Here is a 10,580-nt window from a genome sequence, read left to right as displayed (position 1 = left end):
ATTCAGACATTTTAATGAATTATTAAAATAACTATTCAGTTTTCAAAGAATATTTGACACCTTTAATGGTGTTTTTTTATTAACTCAAACTATGAAAAAAAATATTTTGTTATATAATACCAATATATTTTAAAAAAGGGGCGAGTACATTGGGTAATTTAATCTATAAAACAAAAAATAGATTAAGAGCATTCTTCACAAATAAGGATTTAACGAAGAAGGCTATTTTTACTTTACTCATGTTGTCTATCTATATTTTAGGAACGACTATAACATTACCATTTGTAAAGATTAAAAATGAAGACGCAATTAGTAGTAACTCTTTTTTAAATACATTAAACTTAATTGGTGGTGGAGGACTTAGACAGTTCTCGCTATTTGCTTTAGGTATTAGTCCATTTATTAATGCTTCTCTTATAATGATGATTTTACAATCAAAAATATTCCCTCCAATCTATAAATTAAGTCAGAGTGGGCCACAAGGTAGAAGAAAAATAAATATTATTACTAGATTGTTAACAATTGTTATTGCTTATCCGCAAGCCGTTTTCTTAATTAAAACACTTGGTAACGGAAATAGTCAATTCATTGAGTTGGATGGATACGGAATTGTATCAAAAGAATTTTTAACATTCTTTATGATTCCGATGGTTTTAACTTCTGCTTCATTATTTGCTTTATTTATTTCAGAACAAATCACAAATAAAGGAATTGGAAATGGAACAAGTTTAATTATTTTCACAGGTATTGCTGCTAGATTACCATTCCAATTTAAAGAAGCTTTCTTACATTACATAGGTGTTGATTTATCTGGTTCAAGTGGGGTACTTGTTGGTATAGTCAATTTCTTTACATATATACTTGTTTACTTACTTGTTTTAATGATTATAGCTATTGTTTATGTAGCAGAAAGACATATACCTATCCAACAAATAGGAGCAGGTAGATCTAAAACTAAAAAAGACATTGGTTATTTACCTATTAAACTAAATCCAGCTGGAATTATGCCTATTATCTTTGCTATGATGGTTTTATCATTCCCGACAATGATTGCAAACATACTACCAGATGATAATGCATCAAAACAATGAATTAACCAAAATATGCAATTTACCCAACCAATTGGATTTACATTACTTATAGTTGTTATTTTTACATTCTCATTAGTTATGGGAATTCAACAATCAAAAGTTGATAAGATAGCTGAAGATTTTGCTAAAAATTCAACATTTATTCCAGGTGTAAGACCAGGAGAAGAAACACAAGATTACTTAATTGGGATTGTATTTAGATTAAGTGTATTTTCATCGTTCTATTTATTAGCATTAGGAAGTATGCAATTTATTGAAATTATGGCCGGTATTTTACCTAGTGTAATTTCATTTGGTGGTACAGGACTTATGATTTTAGTAAGTGTTGCACTTGAAACAGTAGGGCAATTACAAGCGAGAATTAAATCAAATAATTTATCAAAAGCAAAAAGAGAATCAATTAAAAATATTGAAAGCAACTCAGCAGAAAACGTAGAAGGTTTATTATGATAAATAAAATAAATAAAAATGTGATTTTTATGGGACAACCAGGAGCAGGAAAAGGTACTGTTGCTTCTTTGTTGTCAAAAACAAGCAATTTAATTCATTTATCAACAGGTAACATTTTTAGAAACGAAATAGCGCAAAAAACTGAACTTGGTCTTAAAGTTCAAAACATTGTGACAACAGGTGGATATGTACCTGATGAAATCACAAATAAAATTGTTGAAAATGCAATCTTAAAATTAAAAGAAAATAACCAATTTTTTATCCTAGATGGTTTTCCTAGAACTAAAGCTCAAGCAGAGTTCTTAAATTCACTTAAAGACTTTGAATTTGTGGTTATTGAGCTTCAAGTAAATAATGAAGAAATCATTAAGCGTTTAAGTGGTAGAAGAACATGTGTAAATTGTGGTGCAGGCTACCATGTAGAATTCCAACCGCCTAAAGTAGAAGGTGTTTGTGATGTTTGTTCTAATCAAATTATTCAACGTGCAGACGACACACCTGAACGTATTGAACACAGATTAAAAATCTATGAAGAACAAACAAAACCATTGATTGACTACTACAAATCACTTGATGAATTAAGAGTTGTAGATGGTTCAGCTACACCTGAAGAAGTTGCAAAACAGGTACTTGAAATTTTGCAAAAAAGTGATAAAATAAATAAACTTTAAAATATCTAACATATATGTTAGATTATTTTTTTTACAGAGAAAGGTGATCTAATTATGTCTTGAGTAAAAACAGAAGAAGAAATTCAAAAGATTACCAAATCTTGCCAAATCTTGGCAGAAGTCAAGCAAATAGTTTGAGACTTTGTAAGACCAGGGGTTTCTTTAAAAGATATTGATCAATTGGCTTTTAAAGAAATAATCAAACGTGGAGCCAAACCTGCATTTAAAGGTTATCAAGGTTTTCCAAGTACAGCATGTATATCAGTTAATGAACAATTGATCCATGGAATACCTACAGATCGCATCGTAGAAGAAGGTGACATTGTTAGTGTTGACCTAGGATGCATCTGAGAAGGTTTTTATAGTGATAGTGCCTTCACTAAACCAGTCGGAAAAGTTTCACCTCTAGATCAGAAACTTATTGATGTAGCTAAAGGAGCTTTTGAAGCTGGATTAAAAGCGATTAAAAAAGGCGCTAGAACAGGTGATATATCTTATGCAATAGGTGAATATATCTATAAGCACGATTTATTTACACCAAGAGACTTTTGTGGTCATGGAATCGGAAGAAGATTACATGAAGATCCTAATATTTTCAATGAAGGTAAAAAAGGAACTGGCCCATTACTTAAAGATGGTATGGTAATTTGTATTGAGCCAATGATTGCCCAAACTAATAAATTTATTCAACTTAGAGATGGGTGAACAATAGTTAGCGCCAATAATACAAGAACAGCTCATTATGAACACACTGTACTCATCAAAAATGGAAAAGGAATCGTGTTAACGAAAGGAATCTAATTGGCAAAAGATGCTATTAAAATAAAAGGTGTTGTTAAAGAAGTTTTTACAATTGATGATTATTCTGTAGAACTTGAAAATGGCATCACAATTAAAGCTCATATTTCTGGAAAGATGAGAATTAACCACATTCGTATCTTACCAGGTGATTCAGTTGATGTCGAAGTAAGTCCTTATGATACGACACAAGGACGTATTACTTACAGACACAAGTAATAAGGAGAACTAATGAAAGTTAGAGCAAGTGTTAAAAAAATGTGTAAAGACTGTAAAATCATTAAACGTAGAGGAATTATCCGTGTTATTTGTGTTCAACCAAAACACAAACAAAGACAAGGGTAATTGTTAGAAAGGATTTTAAATGGCTAGAATTTTAAACGTCGAAATCCCAAACAATAAACGTGTTGTTATTTCATTAACATACATTTATGGAATTGGAAGAACATTAGCAAAAGAAATTTGTAAAGTAGCAAAAATTAGCGAAGATGCTCGTGTAAAAGATTTATCAGAAGAAGAATTATCAAGAATTCGTGAAGCAGCTAAAGTTTACACAACAGAAGGTGACTTACGTAGAGAAGTTTCATTAAACATCAAACGTTTAATGGAAATCAAATGCTACCGTGGAATGAGACACCGTAAAGGATTACCAGTTCGTGGACAAAGTACTCAAAAGAATGCTCGTACACGTAAGGGTCCAAGAAAAACTGTAGCAGGAAAGAAAGGTAAATAATAATGGCTCGTAAAACTAAGAAAAAGAACATTACAAGTGGTGTAGCACACATCCACTCAACAAACCAAAACACAATTGTTACTTTTGCTGATGAAAACGGGAATGTTATTGCTTGAAGTTCAGCAGGAGCAATTGGATACAAAGGTACTAAAAAGAAAACTCCATATGCTGCCGGTTTAGCTGCGCAAGCTGCTGCTGAAGCTGCTAAAGAACACGGAATCAAAACAGTTAAAGTTGAATTAAAAGGTCTTGGAGCTGGAAAAGACGCTGCTAGAAAACAAATCGAAGTTAGTGGTATTACAGTAACAGAAATCAAAGACGTTACACCAGTTCCACACAACGGAACAAGACCACCAAAACGTATCTTAAAACGTGAACGTATGAAAAAATAATTCAAAAGAGGTAAACAATGGAAAAAATGAAAAAATTGGTTTACTTAGATAAACCTGTAATCCACAAAAGAGATGATGTTGCTGAAACAACTTTTGTATTAAGAGGTCTTGAAAGAGGTTTTGGTAATACATTAGCTGTTCCTTTAAGAAGAACATTATTATCAACAATTTCATCATTAGCACCATTTGCAGTTAAAATCGAAGGTGTTGATCATGAATTCCAAACAATCAAAGATGTTACAGAAGATGTTATTACTTTATTAATGAATTTACGTAAAGTTCGTTTTGCTTACAACCCTAACATTGTTAAAGACAATGAAATTGTAAAAGTTACATTACAATCAGAAGCTCCTGGAGAAGTTACTTCAAGATCACTTAAAGTAGTTTCACACCCAGGTGTTCAAGTTATTGATACAAACATTAAGTTAGCTACAGTTATGAATGCAAAGGCTCTTAATGTTGAAATTTACTTACGTTCAGGACGTGGATTTGTTTCATTTGATGAAAACAAAGTGTACATTTCTAAACGTAAAAAAGATGATTTAGCTCCAATGAGTGATATTAAAAAAGGTGAATTCATCGCAGTTGATTCAAACTTCTCACCAATCAAAAAAGTTTACTACAACATTAAAGAAATGAACTCAGCTTCAAACAGAATTGAAGAAGAACTTGAGTTTAACATTGAAACAGATGGAACAGTAGATGCAAAAGATGCTCTTAGACAAGCAGCTGACATTTTAATTGGTCTTCTTGAAGTAATCGGAGACACAGATAAAATGAAAGTTGATATCTTTGAAGAAATCGTTGAAAAACCAGAAGAAAAACAAGAAGATGACATCGATATTTCACAAATGAACTTATCAGTTCGTTCAGCTAATGCACTTAGAAAAATTAAGAAAACTAAATTATCACAAATTAGAGAACTTACAGTTTCACAATTAGAGCAAACAAAGAACTTAGGTAGAAAATCAATTCAAGAAATCATTGATAAAGTTAAAGATTACGGTTTTGAATTAAGAGAAGGAGATGAGTAATATGGCAAACCCAACACAAATCTATTCACGTGACACTAAATGAAGAAACGGTGTGATGCGTTCACTTGTTAGTGAATTATACGTAAACGGAAGAATTGTTACAACTTTAACAAGAGCAAAAGAATTAAGAAGACACGCTGAAAAAATGATTCAAAAAGCTAAAAACCCTACATTAGCAAACAGACGTGCTGTTGCAGGTTTCTTACGTCCAATTAAAACTAAAGATGGTAAAGCTGTATTATCATACTTATTTGATGATATTGCACCAAAATACTCACAAAGAAACGGTGGATACACAAGAATTATTAAATTACCTCGTCGTCAAGGTGATTCAACACGTATGGCAATTATTGAATTAGTTTAATCTTTACTTTTTAATAATAAATATGAGTTTTATATATAAATATCAGTTTACATTCAAACTGATATTTTTTTATTTAACACTAAATAACTTAGTTATATACAATTAACATAAAACTAAACTATTGGTATAATATAACAAACTAAAAAGGATACTATGCTTTTACACTCAATATTTTGAAAAATTAAACACAAAAAGCACCAATACACAGTGCTTTTACTAGATACTTATTCACCTTCTCAAAGATTCTGAATAAACAAATTAATGCTCAATAAAAACATCGTAATCAACTACTTATCATTTAAAAACTCAAATGATAAACACGATGTTTTTGTCTCATTTGACCAAATTCAAAAAGTTAAGCAAAACTACATACAATCTAGATTAAAAGAACAACCTAATTTAGATTTAAATCAACTTGACCTTGAGTTTGATTCAAACACTAGAAACATCGTTGGTATGTACGTTGCTAAAACAAAAAAATATGACGTTGTTGTAGGGGGATATAACACAACTTCAAAATCATTTTATCGTAGTGCTCTAAGGGTTTTAGATAAAACAACAAGCACAATTTCATCGGCAATGGTGCTTAATAAAAAATCACAAACTTATATAGTTTCTGATCCTTCTTTTATTATTGAGCCAACTGAAGAACAATTAGTCGATATAACTAAAAATGCTATGGACTTTAGCAAAAAAGTTCTTGATAAACCAACTGGTGCATTTATGTCGTTTTCAACAAATGGTTCAAACTCAAGTGCACAAGCTTTAAAAATGTCAAATGCAGCAAAATTGTTTTCAGAAAAATATCCACACGAAGATGTGTATGCAAGTGAAGTTCAAGTTGATGCAGCGTTAAATAACAAAATAAGAGAGAAAAAAGATTTATTTAATTACCAAGATGCTAATGTATTTGTATTTCCTGATTTAAATTCAGCTAATATATCTTACAAATTTATTCAGCAGTTAGGTAAATTCAATGCGTATGGTCCTTTTGTTTTAGGATTTAATCAAACTGTTGCGGACTTATCAAGGGGAGCAACAATAAAAGATATAATAGGAACAATTCTTATTTCGATTTTAAACACAAACAAGGAGTAATAATGAATAAAAAAGTTTTAGTAATCAATGCAGGAAGTAGCTCAATTAAATTAAGTTTATTTGATAAAGAATCATTAGAATTAATGGCTAGTGGTATAGCTGAAAGAATTACATTACCTGAGGGAGCTATTTCAATTAAATTCAATGGTCAAAAATTTGAAAAAACAGTAGCAATGCCAAATCACGAAGTTGCTGTTAACAAATTATATGAATTAATGGAAGAAATTAACCTAATCCACCAACCAGAAGAAATTGAATACATTGGATTCAGAATTGTTCAAGGTGGTACATACTTTAACAATACAGCTAAAATCACAGATGAAGTAATTAAGATTGTAGATAAAGTTTCAATTTATGCGCCATTACATAACCCAGGAGCAGTGCAATCAATTTACGGATTTAGAAAAGTTTTCCCACACGCTAAATTATCAGGTGACTTTGATACAGCATTCCATACAACAATTAATAAAGTAAATAGCTCATATGCATTACCAAAAGAATTAGTAGAAAAATACGAAATCAAAAGATATGGTGCTCATGGAATTTCACACCAATACATTACAGAAAAACTTGCTCAAATCTTAGACAAAGAAACTGTAACATTTGTTAATATGCACTTAGGAAACGGAGGTTCATTATGTGCTGTTAAGGATTCAAAATCATTTGACACATCAATGGGACTTACACCGTTAGCTGGAATAATGATGGGAACAAGAAGTGGTGACATTGACCCTTCAATTCATCAATTTGTTATGAATCAATCAGGTTTAGATATTAATCAATTCACAGATATTTTAAATAAACAAAGCGGTCTTTTAGGTGTTTCTACAATTTCTTCAGATATGAGAGATATTTGTGCTGCAGCAAACAAAGGAAACGTAGATGCACAATTTGCACTTGAACTTTACTCACAAAAAATTGCTGACTATGTAGCGGTTTATGCAAACAAAATTGGTGGTAAACCAGATGCGCTTGTTTTCACGGCTGGAATTGGAGAAAACACACCTATCATTAGACAAATGATTGCAGATAAATTATTCTTCAAAAACATTAAATTAAACTCAGAAGTTAACTATGGACCAATCGGTGAATTCGCTTTAATTTCTGCACCTGATTCAGAAGTTCCGGTTTATGTAATTAGAACAAATGAAGAATTAGTTATTGCAAGAAATGCAATTAAAATTTATGAACAAAACTAAAATAGCTTTATTTCCTGGATCATTCGATCCATTTCATAAAGGTCACGAATCAATAGTGCAAAAAGCTACCGAGCTTTTTGACAAACTTTATGTTGTTGTAACTTACAATCCTGATAAAGATAATATTGAAAGAATTGAAGAAAATTTTGAAGCAATTAAAAATAAATATCAAGAAAACGATAAAGTAGTTGTCTTAAAAAACTACTTTGAGTTAACAGCTGATTTAGCTAATCAATTAAATGCAAAATGACTTGTACGTAGTGCTAGAAATCAAAATGACTTTAATTATGAACTCAAATTAGCTACAGCAAATAACGCTTTAAATAATAGTCTTGAAACAATCATAATAATGCCTGATTATGAAAACTCAAATATTTCTTCAACTCAAATCAGACAACAACATAAAGAACAAATAGAAAAAGCAAAACAAAACAAAAAAGGAATTTAGGACAATGTTTAAATTTATTAAATCATCTACAAACAGGACAAATTGATACGAACATCCAAATTATGAAGTCGCTTTTTGAGGTCGCTCAAACGTTGGAAAAAGTTCATTAATAAATGCAATTGTTGAAAATAAGAAATTAGCAAAAACATCTAAGACACCAGGTCGTACACAATTAATTAACTATTTTGAAAATGAATTTGGAGCAGTTTTAGTTGACTTACCAGGTTATGGTTACGCAAAAATTTCGCAAACTCAAAAAGATAAAATGATGAAGATGATTTATGAATATTTAATAGAAAGAAAAAACCTTAGATGTGTTTACTTATTAATTGATTCTAGACACGGAATTACTAATACAGACGTTCCTGAATTAAATTTTTTAATATCAAATAATATAAACTTTAAGCTAGTTTTCACAAAAACTGACAAACTTAAACAAAAAGACAAAAACCAACTATTAAATCACATTAAAAGCTTACGTAATCAACTTGGAAACTTTGAATATTTCTTAGTTTCTTCAGAAAAAAAAGTCGGAATCGAGCAACTTAGTGATGATTTAACACAAACTCTTTCAGGAGATGAAAATGAAATTGACTAAACAATCATTAAAACCATTATTACTTTTAGGTGGTTCAGTTGTTGTTCTTGGTGGAATAGCAGCTACATCAGCATTATTGGTTAAACAATCAAAGAAAAAAACTAATATAGATTATGCAGATTTTAATCTAAATGTTACTGGTTCATTAACTAAAGATAAACATTTAGCTTCTGAATATGCAACAAATCCATTAGTTCCTATTAGTGGAACAAAATGAAATAATTCAGCTTGAATCAAAGAACTTACGGTTGCTAAAATCCAAACTGAAAGTGATAAAAATCAAGTTGATAATATTAAATCGTTTGAATTAACAGCAAGCAATGGAATGGTATTTAATGCGATTGCTCAAGAAGCCAAAGATCAAGGTTATAGAATTGAATTTGTTTCATATGCAAACGATTTAACAGGTACATTATCGCTTAAAATGTTAGTTAAAGATAAAAATGCAAATACAGTTAAAACTCATATTTTTGAATTAACTGGTTTCGCAACATTGGCTACTAAAAATCCATATGCTAATTTAACGATTGCTACATTAACTGCTGATACTGAAAAATTATTTAAAGAATTCAAATCTTCAGACGCATTAAAAACACACTTTGAAGCCTTAGAGCAAGATAAAAAAGTTGAATTTATTAAAAATCATTTCTCAACAAAAGAATCATCTAAATTGACTGATTTTAATTGAAGCAGTCTGCAAGTTACATTTGAGGACAAAATAATGAAATTAAGTATTTCATACAACTTAAATGTATTAGCTGCTACAAAAGAAAATTTAAGTGCACAATCAGTGTTTAATTTAGAAGAGAATAATAAAGTTGATGCTAATGTTGATTTATCATTCTTAGATGCTGTTAGACCGACAATTGAAAATTATTCATTAGTTTCAACAGGTTCATTAGATAAATCAACTCATTTAGCCTCAGAATTTGCTAGTTCTCCAATTCTTCAAATCGGTGATACAAATTGAAACAAAGATAAATGATTAGCAGAACTTAAAACTCAAAATGTAATGACTTCAGAACAAGCTGCTAAGACTGACACAGGTAAATCATTTACATTTGTTTATAATGATGATGCAACAACTGAAAATATCTTCTACACTATGTCAAACATCGAATTTACATCATATGCAAATGATGAAACAGGAACTTTATATTTACAATTTAAGAAACTAAATAGTGAAAATGAAGCTACAGAACAATATGTTTATGAGTTAACAGGATTTGCGACGGTTTCTGCAGATAATAAATATTCAACATTAATTACTAAATCACTTACATTAAGTGAAGAAAAATTAAAAGCTAACTACTCATCTATTCAAGCATTAAATGATTATCTAACTACTTTAAATGAAGAAACTAAACCTAAATTTATCAAAGCTAACTTTGATTTACAAGTCAATGATTTAGTTGCAATTGATTGAGCACAATCAACAATTACAATGACAGATAACACATTAAATGTTCATTTAGTATTCAATCAAAACATTTTAAAAGCTACAAAAGATGATTTAACTGCTAAATCTGTATTTGCATTAACAAGTGATAATATAATCGAACTTAGTCAAGATGTTTCATTTTTAAATCAACAAGCTTAATAAATTATTTGTGTACACAATGTTCTAACAATTAGTGCATTGTGTTTTTTATTCCTTGTGCATAGGAATAAAAATATAGAACTAATTACAAACTACCATAAGGT

Annotated in this window: 14 protein-coding genes; all 14 read left to right on the top strand. The window is 30.1% G+C overall.

The window, feature by feature from the left end:
* Window positions 1-149 precede the first annotated feature (149 nt).
* The gene (secY, locus tag VBN07_RS02395) at window positions 150-1,544 is read left to right on the top strand and encodes a preprotein translocase subunit SecY (protein WP_323177686.1); all 1,395 of its coding nucleotides are present in this window, start codon (window positions 150-152) and stop codon (window positions 1,542-1,544) included.
* Complete coding sequence (locus VBN07_RS02390) at window positions 1,538-2,212, top strand: nucleoside monophosphate kinase (RefSeq protein WP_323177685.1); 675 nt, start codon at window positions 1,538-1,540, stop codon at window positions 2,210-2,212. Before secY ends, VBN07_RS02390 begins: the two co-directional genes overlap by 7 nt.
* 54 nt (window positions 2,213-2,266) lie before the next feature.
* Entirely contained in the window at window positions 2,267-3,013 is a 747-nt protein-coding gene (gene map, locus VBN07_RS02385) for a type I methionyl aminopeptidase (RefSeq protein ID WP_323177684.1), read from the top strand.
* Window positions 3,014-3,229, top strand: coding sequence for a translation initiation factor IF-1 (gene infA, locus VBN07_RS02380; protein WP_257089261.1), 216 nt, complete (start codon window positions 3,014-3,016; stop codon window positions 3,227-3,229).
* 12 nt (window positions 3,230-3,241) lie between these two features.
* Entirely contained in the window at window positions 3,242-3,355 is a 114-nt protein-coding gene (gene rpmJ, locus VBN07_RS02375; RefSeq protein WP_257089263.1) for a 50S ribosomal protein L36, read from the top strand.
* 19 nt (window positions 3,356-3,374) lie between these two features.
* The gene (gene rpsM, locus VBN07_RS02370; protein ID WP_323177683.1) at window positions 3,375-3,743 is read left to right on the top strand and encodes a 30S ribosomal protein S13; all 369 of its coding nucleotides are present in this window, start codon (window positions 3,375-3,377) and stop codon (window positions 3,741-3,743) included.
* Window positions 3,744-3,745: 2 nt separating this feature from the next.
* Entirely contained in the window at window positions 3,746-4,135 is a 390-nt protein-coding gene (gene rpsK / locus VBN07_RS02365) for a 30S ribosomal protein S11 (RefSeq protein WP_257089267.1), read from the top strand.
* Between the two features lie 17 nt (window positions 4,136-4,152).
* On the top strand, window positions 4,153-5,169 hold the full coding sequence (locus tag VBN07_RS02360) for a DNA-directed RNA polymerase subunit alpha (RefSeq protein WP_323177682.1): 1,017 nt from the start codon (window positions 4,153-4,155) through the stop codon (window positions 5,167-5,169).
* Complete coding sequence (gene rplQ, locus VBN07_RS02355; RefSeq protein WP_323176688.1) at window positions 5,162-5,533, top strand: 50S ribosomal protein L17; 372 nt, start codon at window positions 5,162-5,164, stop codon at window positions 5,531-5,533. Before VBN07_RS02360 ends, rplQ begins: the two co-directional genes overlap by 8 nt.
* 153 nt (window positions 5,534-5,686) lie before the next feature.
* Window positions 5,687-6,631, top strand: coding sequence for a phosphate acyltransferase (locus VBN07_RS02350; protein WP_323177681.1), 945 nt, complete (start codon window positions 5,687-5,689; stop codon window positions 6,629-6,631).
* 2 nt (window positions 6,632-6,633) lie between these two features.
* On the top strand, window positions 6,634-7,830 hold the full coding sequence (locus tag VBN07_RS02345) for an acetate/propionate family kinase (protein ID WP_323177680.1): 1,197 nt from the start codon (window positions 6,634-6,636) through the stop codon (window positions 7,828-7,830).
* The gene (coaD, locus tag VBN07_RS02340) at window positions 7,817-8,278 is read left to right on the top strand and encodes a pantetheine-phosphate adenylyltransferase (protein ID WP_323177679.1); all 462 of its coding nucleotides are present in this window, start codon (window positions 7,817-7,819) and stop codon (window positions 8,276-8,278) included. The genes VBN07_RS02345 and coaD overlap by 14 nt, the downstream gene beginning before the upstream one ends.
* A 4-nt stretch (window positions 8,279-8,282) precedes the next feature.
* Window positions 8,283-8,876, top strand: coding sequence for a ribosome biogenesis GTP-binding protein YihA/YsxC (gene yihA / locus VBN07_RS02335; RefSeq protein WP_323177678.1), 594 nt, complete (start codon window positions 8,283-8,285; stop codon window positions 8,874-8,876).
* Complete coding sequence (locus VBN07_RS02330; RefSeq protein ID WP_323177677.1) at window positions 8,863-10,476, top strand: MAG1430 family protein; 1,614 nt, start codon at window positions 8,863-8,865, stop codon at window positions 10,474-10,476. Before yihA ends, VBN07_RS02330 begins: the two co-directional genes overlap by 14 nt.
* The last annotated feature ends 104 nt before the right edge of the window (window positions 10,477-10,580 follow it).

Source organism: Mycoplasma sp. 4404 (assembly GCF_034863325.1).
Lineage (GTDB): Bacteria > Bacillota_I > Bacilli_A > Mycoplasmatales > Metamycoplasmataceae > Mycoplasmopsis.
The sequence above is the reverse complement of the archived record's forward strand: the minus strand, read 5'-3'. Positions and strand labels throughout refer to the sequence as shown.